This is a genomic window from Massilia sp. UMI-21 (genome assembly GCA_015277795.1).
Lineage (GTDB): Bacteria > Pseudomonadota > Gammaproteobacteria > Burkholderiales > Burkholderiaceae_D > Telluria.
In genome coordinates, this window is record CP063848.1 from 2,600,098 (window position 1) to 2,623,551 (window position 23,454).

Consider the following 23,454-nt stretch of genomic DNA (forward strand, 5'->3'; position numbering starts at 1 on the left):
TCGCCTCCGCCGATACCGCCGCAGCCGTCGCCGATCCCGTCCCATCGCTCGTCATTCCGAGCCCGGCCGCCGGCCTGGTCGCGCCGAAAGTCGGCTTCGTGTCGCTCGGCTGTCCGAAGGCGCTGGTCGATTCCGAGCAGATCCTGACCCAGCTGCGCGCCGAGGGCTACCAGACCGCCAATTCCTATGACGGCGCCGATCTCGTGATCGTCAACACCTGCGGCTTCATCGACGCCGCGGTGCAGGAATCGCTCGACGCGATCGGCGAAGCGCTGGCCGAGAACGGCAAGGTCATCGTCACCGGCTGCCTGGGCGCCAAGAAGGATGCCGCGGGCGACGACATCATCACCAAGGTGCACCCGAAGGTGCTGGCCGTGACCGGCCCGCACGCCGTCACCGAGGTGATGGAATCGGTCCACCTGCACCTGCCCAAGCCGCACGATCCCTTCATCGACCTGGTGCCCGACCACGGCGTCAAGCTGACCCCGAAGCACTACGCCTACCTGAAGATCTCGGAAGGCTGCAACCACCGCTGCAGCTTCTGCATCATCCCGTCGATGCGCGGCGACCTGGTATCGCGCCCGATCCACGAGGTGCTGCAGGAAGCCGAGAACCTGTTCAAGGCCGGCGTCAAGGAACTGCTCGTCATTTCGCAGGACACCAGCGCCTACGGCGTCGACGTCAAGTTCCGCCTCGGGTTCTGGAACGGCCGCCCGGTCCGGACCCACATGACCCAGCTGACCGAGGAACTGGGCAAGATGGCGCGCCAGTACGACGCCTGGGTGCGCATGCACTACGTCTACCCGTATCCGCACGTCGACGCGGTGATTCCGCTGATGGGCGACGGCCACGTGCTGCCTTACCTCGACATCCCGATGCAGCACGCGCACCCGGATGTCCTGAAGCGCATGAAGCGCCCGGCCAGCGGCGAGAAGAACCTCGACCGCATCCTGGCATGGCGCAAGATGAATCCGGACCTGACCATCCGCTCGACCTTCATTGCCGGCTTCCCGGGCGAGACCGAAGAAGAATTCGAATACCTGCTGGACTTCCTGCGCGAGGCGCAGATCGACCGCCTGGGCTGCTTCGCCTATTCGCCGGTCGAGGGCGCGACCGCCAACGCGCTGGACAACCCGGTGCCGGAAAGCGTCCGCGAGGAACGCCGCGCGCGCGTCATGCTGCTGCAGGAAGAGATTTCGCTCAAGCGCATGCAGGCCAAGGTCGGCAAGACCATGCGCGTGCTGGTCGACGAGGTCGGCCCGCGCGAGGCGATCGGGCGCAGTGCGGCCGATGCCCCGGAAATCGACGGTGTGGTGCACATCAGGCGCGCCCTGGTGCCGGGCAAGGCCAAGCCGGCCGTGGGCCAGTTCATCGACGTGGTGATCACCAAGGCCGACGCCCACGACCTGTGGGCCACCGTGGCCTGAGTTTTTCGAGAAAGCGCATGCACATGACGAAGACGGTCCAGACCTCCCTGATCCACAGCGACTACGAGGCGCCGGCCGGCTTCGATGCCTTTCCCCCGGCCGTGCACCGCGCCTCCACGGTCCTGTTCGAGAACGTGGCCGCGATGCGCGCGGGGCAGTGGAAGGACAAGACGGGCTACACCTACGGACTGCACGGCACCCCCACCACCTTCACGCTGGAAGCGCGCCTGGCGCAGATCGAGGGCGGCCGGCACTGCCTGCTCGCGCCCTCGGGCCTGGCGGCGATCGCGATGGTCAACTTCGCGTTGCTGGCAAGCGGCGACGACGTGCTGCTGCCCGAGAACGTCTACAACCCCAACCGCGAACTGGGCCGCTGGCTGGCGCGGGATTTCGGCGTGAGCGCGCGTTTCTACGATCCGATGATCGGTAGCGGCATTGCCGAGCTGATCCAGCCGAACACGAAGCTGGTCTGGGCCGAGGCGCCCGGTTCGGTATCGATGGAAGTGGCGGACCTGCCCGCGATCTGCCAGGCGGCGAAGGACAAGGGCGTGCCGGTCGCGCTCGACAACACCTGGTCGGCCGGCCTGGCGCTGCGCGGCTTCGATGTCGGCGCCGACATCGTCATGCACGCACTGACCAAGTACCAGTCGGGCGGCGCCGACCTGTTGATGGGCGCCGTGATCACCCGGGATCGCGCACTGAACGAGCGGCTGGCGCAGGCCCACATGCGCCTGGGCCTGGGCGTGGGCGCCGACGACGCCTACCTGGTGATGCGCGGGCTGCCCAGCATGAAGCTGCGTTTCGAGGCCCATGACGCGGGCGCGCGCACGGTGGCGGCCTGGCTCAAGGCCCGCCCCGAAATCGCCAGGGTGCTGCACCCGGCCTTCGAGGACTGCCCGGGCCACGCCCATTGGAAACGCGATTTCAAGGGCGCGGGCGGCCTGTTCTCGGTGCTGTTCGACCCACGTTATACCGAACAACAGACCGACCGCTTCGTCGATGCACTGCGCCTGTTCGGCATCGGCTACAGCTGGGGCGGCCCGAACAGCCTGGTGATGCCTTACCGGATCCGCGCGATCCGCAGCCACTGGCAGGAAGAGGGCGTGCTGGTGCGCTTCAATATCGGCCTGGAAGACACGGCCGACCTGCTCGCCGACATCGAGCAGGCGCTCACGAAGCTCTAGGGTGAACCGTGGTGTGGTCGGCCCGGCCGGCGACGGCAGGGCGTTCGTGGTCGGCGTCCACCACGGCTACGCGAATGAACCGCTGAAGAATCAGGTAGCAAGGCGCGCGCCGTATGGCAAAAGGGACGGTCGCATCGCTGCGAACGTCCCTTTGTCCTTGCTGGCCTTGGCTGGCCTTGCCTGGCCTCGACGCGGACGGGCGGCGCGCCCGCCGGCCTCAGCCCGGCATCGCCCGGTTGCTGTTCAGGTCCAGGAAGCCGCGGATGATGCGGTAGGCCGCCCACAGCCAGGCCACGCCCCACACCAGCAGGGCAACCGGAATGCCGATGATGGTGACCGCGATCACCCACGCCACGATCGACCATGCCAGGTACCACCAGAACGAGCGGATCATCCAGCTGTGGTGCGAATAGACGATGGTGCCCTGGGTCTCCGGACGCTTCACGTAGTTGACGATCAGCACCAGGATCGACAGCATGCCGGCCGAGAACAGGAAGGTCAGGGCGTGGGCGACATACAGGATGCGCGCGAACTGCTTGGCGTCTTCGGTCCCGCGATCCATTACCAGGTCTTGCGACATCAGTTTTCTCCTCGATGAGAACACGGGAACGCCCCGTACGCGACGCATTGTAGCAGCGTGTGCTGCCGTATTGTCAACATGAGGCCGGACCCGGGTTCTTCAAGTCCGGCTCGTCAACGCGGTCCCAGCTGCGATTCGACCCAGGCCACCAGGCGGCCCGCATCCATGGCGCCGGCCTGGCGTGCAATCTCCCGACCGCCGCGGAACAGGGCCAGGGTCGGAATGCTGCGGATGCTGAATTGCGCCGCCAGGTCCTGGCTGCGTTCGGTGTCGACCTTGAGCAGGCGCACCGCCGGCTCGAGCCGCTGCGCCGCCTGCGCGAAGTGGGGCGCCATCATCTTGCAGGGGCCGCACCACTCGGCCCAGAAATCGACCAGCACCGGGATGTCGTTGCGCGCCACGTGCTTGCTGAAACGCGCGCTGTCGACCTCCAGCGGGCGGCCGGCGAACAGGGCCTGCGAACATTTGCCGCATACCGGCGCGTCGCGCAGGCGCGCCTGGTCGAGCCGGTTGACGGCATCGCAGTGCGGGCAGACGACGTGGATCGGGTCGCTCATCGGGTTCTCCTCCATTCAACGGGTACCCGTCCATTGTAAGCCGATCAGCGCCGACCCGCAGGCGCGGCCCAGTGCTGCGCCGCCGCCGGCGGGCATTCCGTAGAATCAAGATATTGTACTTTTCGCCAGACCGATGACCGATGAGCGATGATGCTAGCAATCACCCCGGCAATCTCCCCGGCGCACCCGGCCGCCTGCTGGTCGGGTGCGCGGGCTGGAGCCTGCCGAAGGCCGAGGCCGCGCACTTTCCCGTCGCCGGCAGCCACCTGGAGCGCTACGCCGCCGTGTTCCCCGCGGTGGAAATCAACTCGTCCTTCTACCGTCCGCACCGGGCGGCAACCTATGCCAAGTGGGCGGCCTGCGTGCCCGCCGATTTCCGTTTCTCGGTGAAGCTGCCGCGCGCCATCACGCACGATGCGCGCATGGAGAACGTGGAAGGGCACTTGCTGCAGTTTGCCGCCGAGGCCGGCGAGCTGGGCACGAAGCTGGGCTGCGTGCTGGTGCAGCTGCCGCCGAAGTTCGGTTTCGTCGATGCGTCGGCGCGGGCCTTGTTCGGCCGCCTGCATGACGTGTTCGGCTGCGCGCTGGCCTTCGAGGCGCGCCATCCGAGCTGGTTCTCGGAGGCCGCCACCGCGCTGTTGACGGAAAGCCGGGTCGCGCGCGTGATCGCCGACCCGGCCGCCGGCCAGCCGGGCCCGCACGTGCCGACCAGCTTGGAGACGGTCTACGTGCGCTTGCACGGCGCGCCACGCATCTACTACTCGCCTTACTCGCCGGAGTACGTCGAATCGGTGCGCCGGGTACTGGCGCAGTCCACCGCAGCCGGGCGCGACTGCTGGTGCATCTTCGACAATACGGCCGCGTTCGAGGCGGTGCCGAACGCGCTGCAGCTGCTGCACGGTCCTGGCGCGCGCGCGCTCGACGAAGCTGCGATACTGGCGCCACCATGGTGACGGCCAGCTTCCGCTTCTACGACGGCTTGGGCGAGTTCCTGCCGCGCGCCCGGCGCGGCCGCGAGTTCAGCATGTCCTGCGCGCGCGCAGCGAGCGTCAAGCACATGATCGAGGCGCTGGGCGTGCCCCACACCGAGGTCGAGCTGGTGCTGGTGAACGGCGCCTCGAGCGGCTTCGAACATCTGCTGCGCGAGAACGACCGGGTCGCGGTCTATCCGGCCTTCGGCCTGCTCGACGTCCGCCCGCTGCAGCGCCTGCGCGCGTGGCCGCCGGGACCTGCCCGGTTTGTCGCCGACGCCCACCTGGGCGGGCTGGCGCGGCTGCTGCGCATGGCCGGCTACGACACGCTGTACGCCAACCATTACCACGACGACGAGATCGCCCGCATCGCGCAACAGGAAGGGCGGGTGCTGCTCACCCGCGACCGCGAGCTGCTCAAGCGCCGGACCGTCGAGCTGGGCTGCTACCTGCATGCCATCGACCCTGCCGAGCAACTGCGCGAGCTGTTCGCGCGCCTGCGCCTGGGCGCGGCGATGCGGCCGTTCACACTGTGCCTGCACTGCAACCTGCCGCTGCGTCCGGTTGCGAAAGCCGAGGTGCTGGCGCGCCTGCCGCCGCGCGTGGCCGCCACCCACACCGCATTCACCACCTGCGACGCCTGCGGCCGGGTGTACTGGAAGGGCTCGCACCATGCGCGCATGTGCGCCATGCTGGAGGGCGTGGCGGCTGCGCCGGCTGATGTAGAATTGCCGCCGACCCCTGACTCCCTGGCGTGACAGCGTGAGCGAACCCCTTTCGCCGTTTCCTTTTCCGATTCGCACCGAGTGCCCCCCGGGCGCCTGCGTGTGCGAGCGCGAGCGTGTCATGGCCGACCCGCAGGCCGACCACCGGCCGCTCGCGCTGACCCGCCAGCAGGAGCAGAAGCTGGTCGAGCGCATCGCGCGCATCGACAGCTACGAAGACCTGCGGCACGTGCAGGCGCTGATCCGCAAGAACCTGGGCACCGAACTACGCGTCGAGCCGGGCCCGAACGAGGTGCGCACGGTGCGCGGCATCATCGTGGTGCTGGAAGAGAAACCGGGCCTGTGCAAGAAGGCGCGCCAGTCGGTGCCGGCCGCGCTGCGCCGCCGCCTGGGCGAGCGGCCCGAGATTGCCTATGCGCTGCTGGACGCGCACGACCTGTTCGGTTCGCGCTAGACGGCGGCACTGCGCGCGCGTTTCGCTTAACTCTTATACAATGTGGTCGAGGCGGCAACAGCCGCGTGTTTCGTTTCGGGAGAACAGCAATGTCCGGCTACAGCATCAACATCGAACAGAAGACCCTCGAGGGCAACAATTTCCGCGAAGTGCTTTACACCACCGCCCGCAGCCAGCTCGTCATCATGACCCTGCAGCCGGGCGAGGAAATCGGCATGGAACACCACGAAGGCCATGACCAGTTCATCCGTGTCGAAGCGGGCGAGGGCGTGGCCATCCTGGACGGCGAAGAACACAAGCTGGAAGACGGGGTCGCGGTCGTGATCCCGGCCGGCACCGAGCACAACGTCATCAATACCTCGCAGTCCGAGCCGATGCGCCTGTACACCCTGTACACCCCGCCGGAACATCCGGACGGCATCGTCCACGCCACCAAGGCCGAGGCCGACGAGTACGAGAAGCAGCACCACGGCCACTGATCCGCGCCAGCCCGGCGACGGGTGTAAAAAAGGCCGGCAGCGATGCCGGCCTCGTCGTTTTCGCCGCGGGCGGCCTAGCGACGGTGGCGATACGGAAAGCGTGTGCCGACATGGCCTCCCCAGCCGCGGTGGTGGCCCCAGCCGCGCCCGAAGTTGAAGCCCAGCCCGATCGAGACCGGCGGGTAGTAGTAGCGTGGCTGGTACACCGGTTCCTGCACATAGACCGGTGGCGGTCCATACACCGGCTGCTGCACATATACCGGGCGTTGCTGCACCACCACCGGCGCCGCGCTGTAGGTGGTGGCGCCGGCCGAGCCGTCGGCGGCGGCGCGCGCGCCGGTACCGAGCGGCACCGGCGTTACCGATACCACCTGCCACTGGCCCTGGTCGCCCGAGCCGGGATAGGCCTGGCTGCCGTAATAGTTCGGCCCCGGCGCTGCGCAGCCGGCCAGCATGGCCAGCGATGCGGTCACAATGATAAGTTTCTTCATGGCGCTCCTCCTGATTCAAGCATCATAAGAAAACCTGGTCCACGTGCCGCAGGGTATTACAGCTTGTTACAGTCCTTCAGCCCGACAAGGCCCCAGGTCTCGTGGATGCGTGGCCTTGACGCCATCCGCGCGGGCACCGTCTGGACGAGCTATCCGACAATCGGGTGTGACAGCCGTAGCGGGCTGCGCCCGCCAATGGGTGTTCAGGTAGCTGCGCAAGGGATGTTCGACCAGGTGAAAAGCGGCGTATCCGGCGCCCAGGGACAGCATCAGTCCAAGGCCAGGGTGCAACCCATGATGGCGGTAAAGCTGATAAAACGGCTGTTGCCAGAGATATAGGGAGAACGAATACAGTCCCAGTTTTCGCAGCCACACGAGTTCGAAGAAGCGAGCGAACCGGGTCACGGCATACTGCATCGTATTGATCGATATCGCCAGGGCTCCCCACCCGATACCGATTTTCACCGCAGCGGGGATGCTCCACCAGTGACACCCGATACCGACGGCCAGGGCGAGCGGCGCAATCCATTCGTTCTCGAGGCGGATGCGCCGGTGCGCGGACAAGAGCATCAGGAATCCTGAAGCGAATATGCCGAACGAGGCTACCTCCGTTCTCAAGGTGAAATGGGACGAGCCCTCGTCGAAGAAAATCGCATAGATGGCGATGGATGCAAGGCTGAACGCAAGAATCAGCCCGACAGCGGCAATTCCCCTGCCGCCTTTCGATCTGCACCAAAGCGCTGCCAGGGACAGGATCACGTACGAGTGTTCTTCGACACTCAGGGACCAGATGTGCCCGAATGGCATGGTCCAGTGGTCCGTCACGAAATAGTTGTTGGTGAAAGTGAGAGCCGTCAGCAACTCAGCAGCGTCGAATTCCAGGCCCATTGCAAGATACAGACCTGTCACCGCAGTCAGGTAAACGGCCACCGAGGGGAAGACCCGGGCGATGCGTCTGCGATAAAACACGCCGATATTCATGTTCTGAAGGAACAGCACTCGGCTCATCAATAGTCCGGACAGGACGAAAAACAGCGCAACGCCGATCGTCCCCAAATTCATGCCGGGAATCGGGAAAAAGTGCCCGGCCAACAGACAGGCGATGGCCAGTCCGCGCCAGCCGTCTAGGTAAGGAATATGCCGTGTCATAGTTCTCCTGAAGAGCCGAGCATTTTAATGAGAAAACGTCTCTGGCGGAACCGACTTCTGGCGCGGCGTCTGTGTCGCGCTCGCACGGCAATGCGCAAGCGCATCCGGTTTCCGGATGTTCCAAGCGGCTGTGGAGTCGTTCAAACCTGGCCACGACCGTCGCATGGGGGGGCCTTGCCCCCTGCCGCCAGTCCGGCTCGACGATCCAGTTCAAAGAGGCAGCGTCGACTCGGTTTTGCCAGGCGGCATGGCAGGCCATCGCGGCCTGCCGGGGTTCAGAGTCCGTCAGACATATGGGTCGCGCAGCTTCGCCGACCCGGCGCCTAGACCAGCAGCGCGCTCAGTTCTCCCAGCGGAACCGCTTGCGCCAGCGCCTGGTAACCCGCATCGTTCGGATGCAGCCAGTCCCGGCTGTTATAGGCCGGGTTGATCCGCGTCGGCGAGGCCGGGTCGCGCAGCACCCGGTCCCAGTCGATCAGCGCATCGAACTCGTCCGCGGTGCGCAGCCAGTTGTTGGTGGCCTGGCGGACCGATTCGCGCGCCGCCGTGTAATACACGAAGCCCGCCATCGGCGGCAGCGTCGCGCCCAGCACCGGGATGCCGCGGCCATGCGCCCGCGCGATCAGCTGGCGGTAGCCGGCCACCAGGTCGTCGCGCATGTCGCTCAGCGTGGCGCCGGACGCGTACACGATGTCGTTGATGCCGATCGCCACGATCACGGCGCGGATGCCTGGCGTCGCCAGCACGTCGCGGTCGAAGCGTTCCAGCACGTCGCGGCCGGCCAGCAGGGCATTGGCGTCGTCCAGCAGAAGACGGTTGCCGGCGATGCCGCGGTTGACGACGCCGATGCGGCCAGCCGTACCCAGTTCGGCCTGCAGCCGGCGCGCCAGATAGTCCGGCCAGCGCCGGTTCTGGTTCCCGGTGCTGCCCTGGCCGTCGGTGAGCGAGTCGCCGATGACGACCACGCAGGGCGCGCCACCGTCGACGTCCACTTCGCTCAGGAAAGGCCAGGAGGCGATGCTGCGCGACAGGCTGAACGTGGTATTCGCCGTGAAGTTGCCCGAGGTCGACACGTAGTTGGTCTGCCAGGAATCGCGGTGGATCGTGGTGGCCGTGGCGGTGCCCGGGAAATACAGGCTGATCGCCAGGTCGGCGAAGGGCGGCACCTGGAAGTACACCGGGTCCGACACGGTCGGCGAGCCTGGCTGGATCGTGACCGAACTGCGTCCGCCGAAGCTCAGCGCGTGGCTGGAGCCGGCCACGACGGCCTGGCCGCTGCTGCGCAGGCCCACCTGGGCCGACCCGATGACCAGCGGCGTGCTGCCCATCTCGTTGGTCAGGCGCACGCGTACGCGATTGCCGCCGATGCTGGTACGCACGATCATGCGCAGCGTCTGTCCGCCCAAACTCATGGTGCCGGCCGCGGGCGGCGGCCCGGCCGGGGCGCAGCCCCAGGTCGCGCACCAGCCCTCGCCGCGCCATGACTGGGCGGAGGCGGCGTGCGGCGCCAGGGCGAGCGCGCCGGCGAGGGCGGGAAGTCCGCGCAGGAAGCGCCGCCGACCCCGGGTGGGTACTGCGACTTTGCTCGTTAGATCATGAGAAGGGGAAAGGGGCGGGTGCGACGTGCGGAAGGCCGGAATAGACATGGCATGCTCCTGTCGATGAGGTGCAGCCGCGGCGCGGCCGCAGCATCAACCATAGACCAGCCGCGCTGCTCATCCAATCGTGCGTGTCACGGCTTTTGCGCTGCGTCGCACTTCAGCACCGAACTTTTGGAACAGATGAAACTTTGGGAAAAATTGATGGTTCGCCCGAGCATCAAATTTCGCATAGCGCCCGTCAATCCAGGCGCGGCGCTGTGCATTGTGCTTTCAAACACGGGCGCAGCAACAAGTTACTGGAGGATATTGAGCAAGCCATCGAGGCCGGAGAAATTCAGCGCCACCGACGCCTGGGCGCGCACCACCGGCTTGGCGCGGAAGGCCACCGACAGGCCGGCGATGCCCATCATCCGCAGGTCGTTGGCGCCGTCGCCCATCACGATGGCCTGGCGCGGTGCGAGGCCGAATTGCGCGCACACACGCTCCACGGTGCGCCTCTTTTCTTCCGCGTCGACAATGCCGCCCAGCACGCGGCCGGTCAGCTTGCCGTTCGCCACTTCCAGCAGGTTGGCGTGGGTGACGTCGAGCGACAGGCGCTGTTGCAGGCGCTCGGTGAAGAAGCTGAAGCCGCCCGATACCAGCAGCGTCTTCAGGCCGGCCGCCTGCACCGCTTGCAGCATCGCCTCGCCGCCCGGCGAGATGCGCAGGCGTTCGTCGTAGACGCGCTGCAGGGCGCCGGCGTCGAGCCCTTCGAGCAGGGCCACGCGGCGCGTCAGGCTGGCGGCGAAATCGAGTTCGCCGCGCATGGCGGCCTCGGTGATCTCGGCCACCTGGGGCTTCAGGCCCTGCATGTCGGCGATCTCGTCGATGCATTCGATGGTGATCAGGGTCGAGTCCATGTCCATCGCCACCAGGCCGAAGTCACGCAGCGTGCGGCCGGCCTCGATGAAGCAGGCATCGACTTGCGCGTCGAAAGCGGCGGCATCGATGCGGGCCTTCAGTTCGGCCGAGAACGGCACATCCTCGCAGCGCAGGGCGTGGTGGCCGAGGCGCACCACGCGGGCGGCGCCGGCGAGCGCGGCGAGTCGATCGAGCGAATCAAGCGAGGCCTGCGGCCCCTGGAGCACCAGGTTCATGGACATGGGTGAAGGCTCAAGCGAGCAGTAGTTTGATGGTCTGTTTCAGCTGCGTCACGCGCGCCGCCAGGTCGGGCATGCTGGCGCTGATGCGCAGCTTGTCCTGGCCGGCCAGCTTGATGTGGCGGTTCTTCTGGATCAGGGTGATGATCTTGATCGGGTCGATCGGCGGCTTTTCCATGAACTGCAGGTTGGCCGCCTCGTCATGCGCGTCGATCTTGACGATGCCGACCGACTTGGCGGCAATGCGCAGGCGGTGGGTCTCGATCAGCGCCTTCACCGGCTCGGTGGGCTTGCCGAAGCGGTCGATCAGTTCTTCCTGCATGGCGTCGATCTTGTCCTGGCTTTCGCAGTTGGCCAGGCGCTTGTAGATCGACAGGCGCTCGTGCACGTCGCCGCAGTAATCGGAGGGCAGCAGGGCCGGCACGTGCAGGTTGATCTCGGTGGTGGTCGACAATGGCGCGGCCAGGTCGGGTTCCTTGCCGGCCTTGAGCGAACGCACCGCTTCATTGAGCATGTCGGAATACAGCTGGAAGCCGACTTCGAGCATCTCGCCCGACTGGTTCTCGCCCAGCACTTCGCCGGCGCCGCGGATTTCCAGGTCGTGCATGGCCAGGTAGAAGCCGCTGCCCAATTCCTCCATCGCTTGGATCGCGTCCAGGCGGCGTTGCGCCTGCTTGGTCAGGCCGCTGACGTCGCTCACCAGGAGGTAGGCATAGGCCTGGTGGTGCGAACGGCCCACGCGGCCGCGCAGCTGGTGCAGCTGGGCCAGGCCGAAGCGGTCGGCGCGGTGCATGATGATGGTGTTCGCGGTCGGCACGTCGATGCCGGTCTCGATGATGGTGGTGCACAGCAGGATGTTGAAGCGCTGCGCCACGAAGTCGCGCATCACTTTTTCAAGGTCGCGCTCGTGCATCTGGCCGTGGGCCACGCCGATGCGCGCTTCCGGCAACAGCTCCTGCAGCATGGCGCGGCGGTTCTCGATGGTCTCGACCTCGTTGTGCAGGAAGTAGATCTGGCCGCCGCGTTTCAGTTCGCGGAGAACGGCCTCGCGGATCACGGAAGCGTCCTCGCTGCGCACAAAGGTCTTGATCGCCAGGCGTTTCTGCGGCGCGGTGGCGATGATCGAGAAGTCGCGCAGGCCCTCGAGCGCCATGCCGAGGGTGCGCGGGATCGGGGTCGCGGTCAGGGTCAGCACGTCGACCTCGGCGCGCAGCGCCTTCAGTGCTTCCTTCTGGCGCACGCCGAAGCGGTGCTCCTCGTCGATGATCACCAGGCCCAGGCGCGTGAACTTGACGTCCGGCGAGAGCAGCTTGTGGGTGCCGATCACGATGTCGAGCGTGCCGTCGGCCATGCCCTTGATGGCGTTGTTGATTTCCTTGCCGGTCCGGAAGCGCGACAGCTCGGCGATCTTCACCGGCCAGTCGGCGAAGCGGTCGGCGAAGGTCTGGGCGTGCTGCTCGGCCAGCAGTGTGGTGGGCGCCAGGATCGCGACCTGCTTGCCGCCCATGACCGCGATGAAGGCCGCGCGCAAGGCCACCTCGGTCTTGCCGAAGCCGACGTCGCCGCACACCAGGCGGTCCATGGGGCGGCCCGAGGTCATGTCCTTGATGACATTGTGGATCGCCTCGGCCTGGTCCGGGGTCTCGTCGAAGCCGAAGCTGCCGGCGAAGTTCTCGTAGTCGATGCTGGAGTATTCGAAGGCGTGGCCCTGGCGCGCCGCACGGCGCGCGTACAGGTTGAGGAGTTCGGCGGCGGTGTCGCGCACCTGCTCGGCAGCCTTGCGCTTGGCCTTGTCCCACTGTCCCGAACCGAGCGCGTGCAGCGGCGCGTCCTCGGGCGAGGTGCCGGAGTAGCGCGAGATGACGTGCAACTGGGACACGGGAACATACAGCTTGGTCTCCTTGGCGTATTCCAGGTGCAGGAACTCGGTCTCGCCTTCGCCCAGGTCGAGGCTCTCCAGGCCCATGTAGCGGCCGATGCCATGGTTGATGTGGACCACCGGGTCGCCGATCTTCAGCTCGGACAGGTCGCGCACCATCGATTCGACCTGGCTGGTGGCTTCCTGCTTCTTTTTGCCTGCGCGGCGCCCCGAACCCGCATACAGCTCGGTTTCGGTGATGAAGACCAGGTGGCCGGCGCCGTCCTCGCTCAGTTCGAACCCGGCCTGCAGCGGCGCCACGCCGAGCGCCAGCCTGGCGGGGCTCGCGCGGAATCCTTCGAAGCCCTCCACCGGCGCCGGCTCGAGCCGGTACTCGTGGAAGTACTGCTGCAGGGTTTCGCGGCGGCCGGCCGAATCGGCGCAGATCATCACGCGCGCGTCCTGGTGCGCCAGGTAGGCGCGCAGGTTCGTCAGCGGGTCGTCCAGGCGGCGGTTGACCGCGATGTCCGGGATCGGCGCCGACAGCTCGGAGGCCGGTAGCGACGGATCCCTGCCGATGGTCCAGCGGCCGTGCGGCTTGGCGCAGGTGAAGAAAGCCTCGGCGCCGAGGAACAGTTCGCGCGGCTCGAGGATCGGACGCTCGCGGTCGCTCTTGAGGAATTTGTAGCGCGATTCGGTGTCGAGCCAGAAGCGCTGGATGGCCGCTTCGATGTCGCCCACCAGGGCCAGGGCGGCGTCTTGCGGCAGGTAGTCGAACAGCGTGGCCGTCTCGTCGAAGAACAGCGGCAGGTAGTACTCGATGCCGGCCGCGGCGATGCCGTTGCCGATGTCGCGGTAGATGGGCGAGCGCGACGGGTCGCCCTCGAAGCGCTCGCGCCAGCGGCCGCGGAAGGCGGTGCGCGCGGCCTCGTCCATCGGGAACTCGCGCCCCGGCAGCAGGCGCACCTCTCTCACCGGGTACAGCGAGCGCTGGGTGTCGGCGTCGAAGGTGCGGATCGACTCGATCTCGTCGCCGAACAGGTCGAGGCGGTAAGGCAGGGCGGAGCCCATCGGGAACAGGTCGATCAGGCCGCCACGCACCGAGTATTCGCCCGGCGACATCACCTGCGACACATGGGTGTAACCGGCCAGTGTCAGCTGGGCCTTCAGCTTGCCTTCGTCCAGGCGCTCGCCCTGCCGGAAGAAGAAGGTGTAGGCCGCCAGGAACGAGGGCGGGGCCAGCCGCACCAGTGCCGTGGTGGCCGGCACCAGCAGCACGTCGCACTGGCCGTTGCGGATCTCGTGCAGGGTCGCCAGGCGTTCCGAGACCAGGTCCTGGTGCGGCGAGAACGCGTCGTAGGGCAGGGTCTCCCAGTCCGGCAGCAGGTGGCAGGCCAGTTTGCCGTCGGCGAACCAGGGAATCTCGTCGAGCAGGCGCTGGCCGTCGCTGGCATTGGCCACGACGACGGTGAGCATCTGCTGCCTGGCCTTCAGGGCAAGTGCGGCGCTGGCGAGCGCATAGGCGTCGCCCGAACCATGCATGGCCGGCAGGGAAAATCGGGTACCGGGCTTGGGGAGGTTTTTCTTGAGATCGAAAGGCATTGAGCGCGCAGGGACGTTCGCAACGGTGACTGCCAATTATAGTCGAATGGCCATGTCCACGCCGGGCGGGACGCCTCGGTCGTGTGCGGCGCGCACGCGCATGCCGCCCGAACGGCCAGGCCAGGCGTGCGATCGACAACGCGGCATTTTCCCGACCCGGGCGGGGTGGCCCCTCAGGTGCCCCTCAGGTCTGCAACTGGTCGTAGATGCGCCGCCGGCTGCCGGCCAGCGTCGCCGCCAGCGCCTGCGCGTCTTCGGCGCCGGCGTCGGCCAGCACCCGCAGCTTGGCCAGCCGGTCGCCCTCGTGCAGCGCCGCCGCCAGCGGCGTCGGATCCGCCTGGCCGGCCTGCTCAATAGCCTGGCCGACCGCCGGTGGCAAGTCCCACAGCAGCGCGATCCGCGCCGACAGCGTGCGGGCGCCGTCGAGCAGCGCCTGCGCGAAGCCGTCCGACGAGGGCAGCGGGGCGGCACCGGCGACCTGGTCGGCCAGGCGGAAGGCGACGATCAGCCCGACGTTCTGCATGAGTCCCGCGAGGTAGGCTTCGAACGGGTTCGCTCCCAGTGCCGGCGCCGCCAGCGCGGCGGCCAGGGCGCATTTCTCGGACTGACTCCAGACCTGGGGCGCGGCCTGGCGCGCCAGTCGGCCGGCCTGGGCGCTGATCACCGGACGGAAGGCCACGCGCGCCAGCAGCATCCGCAAGCCGTTCTGGCCGAGCAGCATCAGCGCGCCTTCGATGTTGCGGACCGGCGCGCTGGGCCGGTAATAGGGGCTGTTGACCTCGCGGATGACTTCGGCGACCAGGGTCACGTCCTGCGCGACCTGGCGCGCGAGTTCGGTCGCCGACATGGCGTCGTCGCGCAGGCTGCGCAGCAGTTGCGGGATCACGGCGGGCACGCGCGGCACCAGCTCGGCGGCGGCGTCGGGCTGGCGCGCAAGCCGCGCCAGTTCGTCCAGGATCAATCGCTCGGGTGCGGCGCCGGCATGTGCGGTGACGCCCCCGAGCCAGCGATAGAACGCCAGGTCCAGATCCAGGTCCGGGTCCTGCTCCAGGTCGGGGGCGGGGGCCGCGGTGGCGACGCCTGGTCTTGCCTGATCCGACGCGGGAAGAGGCGCCGTGGTCCGCGGACGCGATCGATTGCCGAACAGGCGCGCAAGCCAGTCATGCATGGTCGGCAGGATCAGGCTGGCGGCGCGCAGCAAGGCATGCGCCGGAGGGCGGGCCGCTTACTGGCCGTTGCCCGAGGGCGGCGGCGTGGTCGTGGCCGGCGGATTGGTGGTGCCGGTATTCATGCCGCTCTGGCCGGAGCCGCTGGTGGTGCTGGTACCGATGTTGCCGGAAGCGCTCGAGCTGCCGGTGCCGGTGGTGCCCATGCTGCCCGCGTCCATCGACGAGCCGGCGCTGGAGCCGGACATGCTGGACTCGGTATCGGTACCGGTGGTGTTGCAGGCTGCCAGCGACAGCGCCATGATGCCGCCCAATAAAACGGTGTTGAGCTTGTTCATTCGTATTCTCCTCGGTGTGGATGGGTCGGATCATCATGCGAGGTGCGTGGCGTGCGTGAAATAGGAACAAAGCGTCAGTCGGTGTAGGAGGGTGCGTACATACTGCGCGGCGCGCGCGCGGCCCGGCCACCGCATACGGAAGCGGCGTCGTCGGCGCAAGCGGGGGATTGCCGCCGAGCGGCTCAGGTCGTGACCTGTTCGTGGCTTGCCAGCCACGCCAGCAGCTCGTCGGACGGCAGAGGACGGCTATAGAAGTAACCCTGGCCCTTGGCGCAGTGCTGGGCGCGCACGATGTCGGCCTGCGACTCGGTCTCGATCCCTTCGGCGACGGTCTTCATGCCCAGGCTCTGCGCCACCTTGACGGTGGCCTCGATCAGCACGCGGTGGTGGTGACTGGTATCTGCCTGGCAAACGAAGGAGCGGTCGATCTTGACCGTGTCCACCGGCAGCAGGTGCAGGCTCGACAGCGAAGAATAACCGGTGCCGAAATCGTCGAGCGCAAGCTGGATGCCCATGGCCTTGAGTTCGTGCAGGCGCTGCTGGATGCCCTGGTCCTGTGCCGCCAGGCTTTCGGTGACTTCGAGCTGCAGCTGGTCCGGGCGGATGCCGGTGAGCTGCAGCACGCGGCGCACGCTGTCGATCCAGCCGGGCTGGCCGAGCTGGGCGCGCGACAGGTTGACCGCGATCAGGCGCGGCGCGCCGTCTCCCAGCCGCGCGCGCCATTCCATGAAGTCGCGGCAGGAACGCTCGAGCACGAAGTCACCGAGCGCGCCGATCAGACCGCACTCTTCGGCGACGGTAATGAATTCGACCGGCGGCACGATGCCGCGCACCGGATGGCGCCAGCGCACCAGCGCCTCGACGCCGGCGGCGTGGTCGGTGCCGCCGTCGGGCAGCAGGCCGACCACCGGCTGGTATACGACGAACAGCTGTTCCTCGATCAGCGCCTGGCGCAGCTCGGCTTCGATGTCGGCACGGCGTGCCGCGCGTTCGCGCATGCTGGTCTCGAACACCAGTTGGCGCGCGCCGCCGGCGCGCTTGGCCTCGACCATGGCGATGCCGGCGTCGCGCAGGATCTCGTCGGCGTCGCGCGCGCCGCCATGCACGGCATCGGCGCCCCACACCAGTCCCAGGCTGGTGCCGCACACGACTTCGTGGCCCTGCACCCGGTAGGGCCGGGCCAGCGCGTCGAGGATACGGACCGCGACGCGCTCGGCGTCGTCGCGCTTGCGCATTCCGTCCAGCACCACCACGAATTCGTCGCCACCCACGCGCGCGGCCAGCTGGCCGCTTGCCGCGACGGTGTCGATGTGGTCGCTCGGCGGGCGCAGCGCACCGCGGATGCGGTCGGCGATCTGCACCAGCAGCTCGTCGCCGGCGGCCTGGCCCAGGGTGTCGTTGATGCGGCGAAAGCGGTCGCAATTCATGAACAGCACGGCAAACTCACCGCTCGAGAGCGGCCGCGCGACCAGGTGCTGGAGCTGTTCGCGCACCGCCTCGCGGTTCGGCATGCGGGTGAGCGCATCGGTCCGGGCGGCGTTGCGCAGCCGGCGCAGCAGGGTTTCCTGCTCGCGCTGGACCTCGAGCGTGGCGTCGGTGACCACCGCCATCAGGCGCTCGCTGTCGAGCTTCATCAGGCTGATGGCCAGCACCTGCGGGCTGCCGGGCGCGGTCAGCGTCGGCGGCAGGGTGGCGCGCAGCCCTTCGCACACGACGCCCGAGGTCTCGACGAACTCGGCGGCAAGCTGCGGCAACTGCGGCGCGATCGGCGCCAGCACGTCGAACAGGTTGTCCAGGCCGGCGCCGCGGGCCACCGGCATCAGGAGGTTCGAGGCCATCGGATTGAGCATGTCGACCGTGCCGTCGGATGCGATCTGGGCCAGCCCGATCGGTGCGCGGTACAGGAACTGCACCAGCGCTTCGTAGGCGTCGCTTGGATCAGGCGACATCGGGTTCTCCTTCGTTTGCTTCCGGTTGGTGGACAGGGCTGGATGCCAGTTCGGGACGCCAGCGTTCGACGCGGTTGCGGCCGGCGCGCTTGGCCGCGTACAGGGCCTGGTCGGCGTGCCGCAACAGCAGGTCGATGCCGCCCATGCCATCGTCGAGGCTGGCCACGCCGGCGCTGACGGTGTAGCGGATCCGTTCGCCGTCGAAGTGGACGACTTCCGATGCCACCGCGGCGCGCAGGCGTTCGGCCACCACCGCCGCGCGCGGCAGGTCGGTGGACGGCAGCAGCACCGCGAACTCCTCGCCGCCTATGCGGGCGACCACGTCGACCTCGCGGAAGGTCTCGCCCAGCAGCGCGGCCAGGTGCTGCAGCACGGCGTCCCCGCCCGGGTGACCGTGGCGATCGTTGATGGCCTTGAAGTGGTCGGCGTCGAACGCGATGACGGCGGTCGGGCGCGGCAGCATCCTGCTGCGCCCCAGCTCCTGCTCGGCCGCTTCGAAGAAGGCGCGGCGGTTGGCCAGGCCGGTCAGGTAGTCGCCGAAGGCTTCGCGGCGGCGCCGATCGCTGGCTTCGCGCTTGTCGGTGATGTCGCGCAGGATCAGGCAATAGGCCGGACCTTCCGGTTCGGCGCAGCCGGCCGCTCCGCGCGCTTCCTCGGCGGCCCGTTCGTTCAGCGGAGCGATCAGGACGCTGCCCCAGAAAGCGCTGCCGTCGGCGCGCACGCGCTTGCCTTCGTCCAGGCTCCAGCCGTCGCGCTCGGCGTCGCCCAGGCGGTCCAGCACGTGTTCGGGCGTGATCGCGTCCGGCGGGTAGAAGATGGAATACGGCTGGCCCACGGCTTCCTGGCCGAAGCCGGTGACGCGGCCGATGCTCGGGTTCCACTCGGTGATCGTGCCGCGCGCGTCCAGGCCGGCGAGGGCGTAGTCGGTGATGCCGGTCAGGATGGCGTTGAACCACGCATCGTTCTGGCGCAGCTGGCGCTCGCGCCGCACCTGGAGGGTGACGTCGTCGATCACCGCCATGATGCGGCGGGCGTCGAGCTTGAGCAGGGTGAGCGCCAGGATCTGCGGCGCCTTGCGGGCGGCGGCGCCGGCGTTCAGGTGCACATGCAGACCGTCGCAGATCTTGCCGGACGGGCGCGCGTAGGCGCCGCACAGGTGACGCAGTTCGGGCGCCACGTTCTCGAGCGCGGTGAACAGGTTGTCCAGGTTGGCGTCGCGCGACAGCGGCATCAGGAGCTGGGCCGAGATCGGATTCATCATCACGATGCGTCCGTCGATGTCGGCCTGCACCAGGCCGACCGGCGCCAGGTACAGGAACTGCATCAGCGCTTCGTGCTCGGCGCGCAGTTGCCCGATCTCGTCCACCTGCTCGCTTGCCTTCACGTCGGCCTTCGCGCTCACGGGGCTCAGCGCGGCTGGCGCTGGACCAGCACGTAGCGGCTCGCGCCGTTCGGGCTGGCCAGGAGGCGCAGGGCCACCTTGACCGGACGCATGCGCAGGGTCAGGACATAATCGATGGTGTCGTCCAGCGCGCCGCCTTCGTCCAGCGCATCCTCGAAACGCTGCGCAACCATGAAGTTGTTCAGGCAGGGCGCCACGTTGGTGAACAGCGGCTGGCCGAGCACGCGCTGCGGCGACAGCCCGGCGGCCTGCGATTCGAAGGCGTTGTAGCGCTGCACATTATTGTCGGTATCGAAACCGATCACACCAAAGTCGAGCTGGTCGAGCTGCTCCGGGGAGCAGGCGTCGAGATGCGAAGCCAGGTCGGCGGTCGAAAACGACAGGGTAGGGGCGGTCATGGTACGGGATCCGGCGTCGATGCGCGTAAGTTGATTTGAGGAAATTGATGTTGACATGCCGCCAGTACGCTTGTCAATTGTGCGCGCTTATTCCTTGACACTTTGCGTTGTCGAATAGCACATTCGGCATGTTTTTTCCGCAGGCTTGACAGCGTCCGGCGGCACCGGCACCATCAGCGCCTGTTTCCGCGATGCTCCTCATGACTGTCAGTACAACTCTTGCACCCGACCGCGACCTGCGCTGGTGGTCGCACCGCCCGACCCTGTTGCGTGTCCTGTCCGACCTGCTCGCCGGCGAACTGGCGCTGATGCGCCCCGGGCTGGCCCGCCGCCCGCTGCCATGGCCGCCCGGCCTCGATCTCGCGGCCGAGCTCGGCGCCGATTCGCTCGAACTGCTGGGCCTGGCAACCGCAATGGAACAGGTGCTCGGCATCGGCTGCATCGGCCAGGAACGGGTGCTGGCCGCCCCGCGCCTGAACGCCTGGCTCGCGGCGGCGGCGTCCGGGCTCGACCAGGGCAGCGGCGTGATGCGCTTCCGCACCTCCGGTAGTTCGGGTGCGCCCAAGACCTGCAGCCACGCGCTGGGCGCGCTGTGGCAGGAGGCGGAGGCGCTGGCGGCCCTGGTTCCCGGCACGCGCCGGATCGTCAGCCTGGTTCCATCGCACCATATTTACGGCTTCCTGTTCACGGTCTTGCTGCCGCACGCGCTCGGGTTCGGGCCTGGCCACGACGCGGTGGTCGACCTGCGCGGCATGACGCCCGGGGCGGTGGCAGGCCGGCTTCAGCCGGGCGACCTGGTGGTGGGGTTCCCCGATTTCTGGCGCGCCTTCGCCCCGCTGGCGGCGTGCGCGCCGGGCGGCCTGGCCGCGCACCTGACCGGCGTCAGCTCGACGGCGCCGTGCCCGGACGAGGTGGCGCACGCCGTGCGCGCGGCCGGCGTGGCGCGGCTGGTGCAGGTCTACGGCAGCTCGGAAACGGCCGGCGTCGGCTGGCGCGACGACCCGGCGGCCGACTACCAGCTGTTCCGGTACTGGGAAGCGGGCGCGCAAGCCTGCAGCCTGGTGCGGCGTCACGCCGATGGCAGCCGCGCCGCCTATCCCTTGCAGGACCGGCTGGCCTGGAGCGCCCCCGACCGGTTCCGTCCTGCCGGCCGGATCGACCACGCGGTGCAGGTCGGCGGCGTCAATGTCTTCCCCGCCTACGTCGCGGACGTACTGCGCACCCACCCGCAGGTCGAGGATGTCGTGGTGCGCCCCATGCGGCCCGACGAAGGCGTGCGCCTGAAGGCCTTCGTGGTGCCCCGCGGCGACGTGCCGGCCGAGGGTGGCGCGGCGGCCGCGGCACTGCGCGCGGAACTGGGTGCATGGATCGGCGAGCGCCTGCCGGCCCCCGAGCGGCCGATGGCCTGGTCGTTCGGCGCCGCCTTGCCGCGCCAGGCCAACGGCAAGCTGTCGGACTGGATCATCGACAGCGCCGACTGAGGCCCTGCCGGATCAGAACCAGACCGAGGAAGGCGGCGGCGGCGGCGGTGGCGGTGGCGGCGGCGCCAAGGCCGGGTCGCCCTCGACCGGTTCGACCTGCACCGGGGGCATGTCCTGCCAGGGGTCGATGTCGATCAAGCGCAGGTCGGGGCGGTCCATGTACTCCTCGAACACCCAGTCGTCATACTCGCGCACGACGCCTTCCGGCTCCAGCTGCTCTTCCTGCGGCGGCACCGGGCCGAGCGCCACCCGCATGTAATCGATCCAGATCGGCAGCGCCAGCGTGGCGCCGAACTCGCGCCCGCCCAGAGAGCGCGGTTCGTCGTAGCCCATCCAGGCCACCGCCACCACCTTGCCGCCGTAGCCGGCGAACCAGCCGTCGATGGCGTCGCTGGTGGTGCCGGTCTTGCCGGCGATGTCGATGCGGCCGAGCTGCTTCACCGAAGCCGCGCCGGTGCCGTAGCGGGTGACGTCGCGCAGCATGGAATCGAGCACGAACGCGTTGCGCGCGTCCAGCACGCGATCGCTGTCCTGGCGCGCGGGCGGTTTGTTGTCCTGGATGATGACGCCGTTGCCATCGCGGATCTGGGCGATCAGGTAGGGCTTGACGCGGTAGCCGCCGTTGGCGAACACCGCATAGGCGCCCGCCATCTGCAGCGGCGTGACCGCGCCCGTGCCCAGCGCCAGTGTCAGGTTCTTCGGATGGCGCGCCAGATCGAAGCCGAAGCGGTCCAGGTAGTCGTGGGCGTAGTCGACGCCGAGGGCGCGGATCAGGCGCACGGTGGTGACGTTCTTCGAGTGCGCCAGCGAGTAGCGCATCGTGATCGGCCCGTCGAACGCGCCATCGTCGTTCTGGGGCGACCAGGTCGCGCCGGCGTTTTCGCCCGGCATGTCGAGCGGCTCGTCGAGGATGCGGGTGCCCGGCGAATATCCCTTCTCGAGCGCCGCCGAATAGACGAACGGCTTGATCGCGGATCCCGGCTGGCGCCAGGCCTGGGTGACGTGGTTGAACTTCTGCAGGTTGTAGTCGAAGCCGCCCACCAGCGCGTGGTAGGCGCCGGTGTCGGCGTCGATCGCCACGAAGGCCGCCGCCACCTGCGGCAGCTGGACGATGGCCCAGCCGTCCTGTCCGTCCGTGCCGCGCCGGCTGATGCGCACCACGGCGCCGGGCGCGATGCGCAAGGCGTCCTTCGCATTGGCCGCCAGGCCGCGCGCGGCGAACTTCAGGCCGGCGCCCTCGATGGTGATGTCGTCGCCGCCGGCCGTCTCGACGCGCACCTGTCGCGCCGAAGCGGCCAGCACGACGGCCGGCACCAGGCCCTCGCTGGCGGGACGCTTCTGCAGGGCTTCGATGACGGCTTCGTCGCGCTCGGCCGGGTCCTGCGGCAGGGCGATGCGCGCTTCCGGACCGCGGTAGCCGTGGCGCTGGTCGTAATCGAGCACGTTACGGCGCACCGATTCATAGGCGGCGTCCTGTTCCGCCTTGAGGATGGTGGTGGTGACCACGATGCCGCGTTCGTAGGCCTGCTCGCCGAACTGCGCAAAGACGGCCTGGCGCGCCAGTTCCGCCACGTAGTCGGCCTTGGTATCGAAGACCTGGCCGCCGCGCCGGATGCGCAGCGGTTCGGCCAGGGCCTGGCGGTATTCCGCTTCGCCGATCTGTCCGAGCTCGTGGAGCCGCCTGAGCACGGTGTGCTGGCGCTGCTGCGCGCGTTTCGGGTTGGCGATCGGGTTGTGGCGCGACGGGTTCTGCGGCAGGCCGGCCAACATCGCGGTCTCGGCCAGCGTCAGTTGGTCGAGCGACTTGCCGAAGTAGCTGCGCGCGGCGCTCGAAAAACCGTAGGAGCGGTTGCCGAGGTAGACCTGGTTCATGTAGAGCTCGAGGATCTGGTCCTTGCTCAAGGCGTCTTCGATGCGGTAGGCGAGGGCGATCTCGGTCAGCTTGCGCGACAGGACCTTGTCCTTCGACAGGAAGAAGTTGCGCGCCACCTGCATCGTGATGGTCGAGGCGCCGCCGGCGCCGAAGCCTTCGCGCAGGTTGTTGACGACCGCGCGCGCGGCGCCGCGCCAGTCGATGCCCTGGTGCTGGTAGAAATGCGCATCCTCGATGGCGAGCAGGGCCTGCTTCATGCGGTCGGGGATCTTGTCGATGGTGACGAAGTCGCGCCGCTCGACGCCGAATTCGCCGATCAGGTGCTGGTCGGCCGTATATACGCGCAGCGGGATCTTGGGCTGGTAGTCGAGCACGGCGTCGATCCTGGGCACGTTCGGCAGGATCACCGTCATGGCGTAGATGGCGACGCCGGCCGCCAGGGCGACCAGTGCGGCGAGCGTGAAGAACAGGAACATGCGCAGGCGGCGCGGGCGCTTGGCGGGCTGGTTGGACTGGGTCACTGCCTTACTCTCGATGGATTGCGGTATTGACGGCGCATGCGGCGCATCGTATCCGCGCATTCTAACCCCCCAAACTGCTTTCCTTCCATTTCGGCATATGCGATAGTCT

General features: G+C 68.1%; 20 protein-coding genes. 7 read left to right on the top strand and 13 right to left on the bottom strand.

Translation table 11 applies throughout. From position 1 onward, the window contains the following. Window positions 1–74 precede the first annotated feature (74 nt). Window positions 75–1,427, top strand: a complete 1,353-nt coding sequence (gene rimO / locus IM543_11650) for a 30S ribosomal protein S12 methylthiotransferase RimO (protein ID QOY96640.1) — start codon at window positions 75–77, stop codon at window positions 1,425–1,427. Between the two features lie 17 nt (window positions 1,428–1,444). Then, window positions 1,445–2,611, top strand: a complete 1,167-nt coding sequence (locus tag IM543_11655; protein ID QOY96410.1) for a cystathionine beta-lyase — start codon at window positions 1,445–1,447, stop codon at window positions 2,609–2,611. Window positions 2,612–2,828: 217 nt separating this feature from the next. Here IM543_11655 and IM543_11660 read toward each other — a convergent pair whose 3' ends face one another. After that, window positions 2,829–3,191 (bottom strand): hypothetical protein, encoded by a 363-nt coding sequence (locus IM543_11660; GenBank protein ID QOY96411.1) that lies wholly within the window; start codon window positions 3,189–3,191, stop codon window positions 2,829–2,831. A 113-nt stretch (window positions 3,192–3,304) separates the two neighbouring features. After that, window positions 3,305–3,748 carry a thioredoxin TrxC gene (gene trxC / locus IM543_11665; GenBank protein QOY96412.1) on the bottom strand — a complete coding sequence of 148 codons (444 nt, stop codon included), beginning with the start codon at window positions 3,746–3,748 and terminating at the stop codon, window positions 3,305–3,307. 140 nt (window positions 3,749–3,888) lie between these two features. Between trxC and IM543_11670 the strand changes: the two genes are divergently transcribed. The 4 genes from IM543_11670 (at window position 3,889) to IM543_11685 (ending at window position 6,377) form a co-directional block, all read left to right on the top strand. Beyond that, window positions 3,889–4,701 carry a DUF72 domain-containing protein gene (locus IM543_11670; GenBank protein QOY96413.1) on the top strand — a complete coding sequence of 271 codons (813 nt, stop codon included), beginning with the start codon at window positions 3,889–3,891 and terminating at the stop codon, window positions 4,699–4,701. Then, entirely contained in the window at window positions 4,695–5,477 is a 783-nt protein-coding gene (locus tag IM543_11675) for a Mut7-C ubiquitin/RNAse domain-containing protein (GenBank protein ID QOY96414.1), read from the top strand. Before IM543_11670 ends, IM543_11675 begins: the two co-directional genes overlap by 7 nt. Before the next feature lie 4 nt (window positions 5,478–5,481). Further along, window positions 5,482–5,898 (top strand): hypothetical protein, encoded by a 417-nt coding sequence (locus IM543_11680; protein ID QOY96415.1) that lies wholly within the window; start codon window positions 5,482–5,484, stop codon window positions 5,896–5,898. Window positions 5,899–5,987: 89 nt separating this feature from the next. Continuing rightward, window positions 5,988–6,377, top strand: a complete 390-nt coding sequence (locus tag IM543_11685) for a cupin domain-containing protein (GenBank protein QOY96416.1) — start codon at window positions 5,988–5,990, stop codon at window positions 6,375–6,377. Window positions 6,378–6,451: 74 nt separating this feature from the next. Here IM543_11685 and IM543_11690 read toward each other — a convergent pair whose 3' ends face one another. The 10 genes from IM543_11690 to IM543_11735 form a co-directional block, all read right to left on the bottom strand. Further along, complete coding sequence (locus tag IM543_11690) at window positions 6,452–6,868, bottom strand: hypothetical protein (GenBank protein ID QOY96417.1); 417 nt, start codon at window positions 6,866–6,868, stop codon at window positions 6,452–6,454. A 66-nt stretch (window positions 6,869–6,934) separates the two neighbouring features. Then, entirely contained in the window at window positions 6,935–8,017 is a 1,083-nt protein-coding gene (locus tag IM543_11695; protein QOY96418.1) for an acyltransferase, read from the bottom strand. A 323-nt stretch (window positions 8,018–8,340) separates the two neighbouring features. Further along, complete coding sequence (locus IM543_11700; GenBank protein QOY96419.1) at window positions 8,341–9,663, bottom strand: SGNH/GDSL hydrolase family protein; 1,323 nt, start codon at window positions 9,661–9,663, stop codon at window positions 8,341–8,343. Window positions 9,664–9,911: 248 nt separating this feature from the next. Beyond that, window positions 9,912–10,754 carry a phosphoserine phosphatase SerB gene (gene serB, locus IM543_11705; protein ID QOY96641.1) on the bottom strand — a complete coding sequence of 281 codons (843 nt, stop codon included), beginning with the start codon at window positions 10,752–10,754 and terminating at the stop codon, window positions 9,912–9,914. A 16-nt stretch (window positions 10,755–10,770) separates the two neighbouring features. Beyond that, on the bottom strand, window positions 10,771–14,217 hold the full coding sequence (gene mfd, locus IM543_11710; GenBank protein ID QOY96420.1) for a transcription-repair coupling factor: 3,447 nt from the start codon (window positions 14,215–14,217) through the stop codon (window positions 10,771–10,773). Between the two features lie 184 nt (window positions 14,218–14,401). After that, window positions 14,402–15,385, bottom strand: coding sequence for an HDOD domain-containing protein (locus IM543_11715; protein ID QOY96642.1), 984 nt, complete (start codon window positions 15,383–15,385; stop codon window positions 14,402–14,404). Between the two features lie 57 nt (window positions 15,386–15,442). Beyond that, window positions 15,443–15,721, bottom strand: a complete 279-nt coding sequence (locus IM543_11720) for a hypothetical protein (GenBank protein ID QOY96421.1) — start codon at window positions 15,719–15,721, stop codon at window positions 15,443–15,445. 182 nt (window positions 15,722–15,903) lie between these two features. Next, window positions 15,904–17,670: a bifunctional diguanylate cyclase/phosphodiesterase gene (locus tag IM543_11725; protein QOY96422.1), complete on the bottom strand. Its 1,767-nt coding sequence runs from the start codon at window positions 17,668–17,670 to the stop codon at window positions 15,904–15,906. Next, a complete protein-coding gene (locus tag IM543_11730; protein ID QOY96643.1) occupies window positions 17,660–18,994 on the bottom strand; it encodes a GGDEF domain-containing protein in 1,335 nt (444 codons plus the stop codon). The genes IM543_11725 and IM543_11730 overlap by 11 nt, the downstream gene beginning before the upstream one ends. A gap of 83 nt (window positions 18,995–19,077) precedes the next feature. Then, window positions 19,078–19,470 (bottom strand): PAS domain-containing protein, encoded by a 393-nt coding sequence (locus tag IM543_11735; GenBank protein ID QOY96423.1) that lies wholly within the window; start codon window positions 19,468–19,470, stop codon window positions 19,078–19,080. Between the two features lie 200 nt (window positions 19,471–19,670). On the opposite strand from IM543_11735, the gene IM543_11740 reads away from it, so the two are divergent. Continuing rightward, window positions 19,671–20,951 (top strand): AMP-binding protein, encoded by a 1,281-nt coding sequence (locus IM543_11740; protein QOY96424.1) that lies wholly within the window; start codon window positions 19,671–19,673, stop codon window positions 20,949–20,951. 12 nt (window positions 20,952–20,963) lie between these two features. Here the strand turns inward: IM543_11740 and IM543_11745 are convergent, their stop codons facing one another. Continuing rightward, window positions 20,964–23,237, bottom strand: a complete 2,274-nt coding sequence (locus IM543_11745) for a PBP1A family penicillin-binding protein (protein QOY96644.1) — start codon at window positions 23,235–23,237, stop codon at window positions 20,964–20,966. Between the last annotated feature and the right edge of the window lie 217 nt (window positions 23,238–23,454).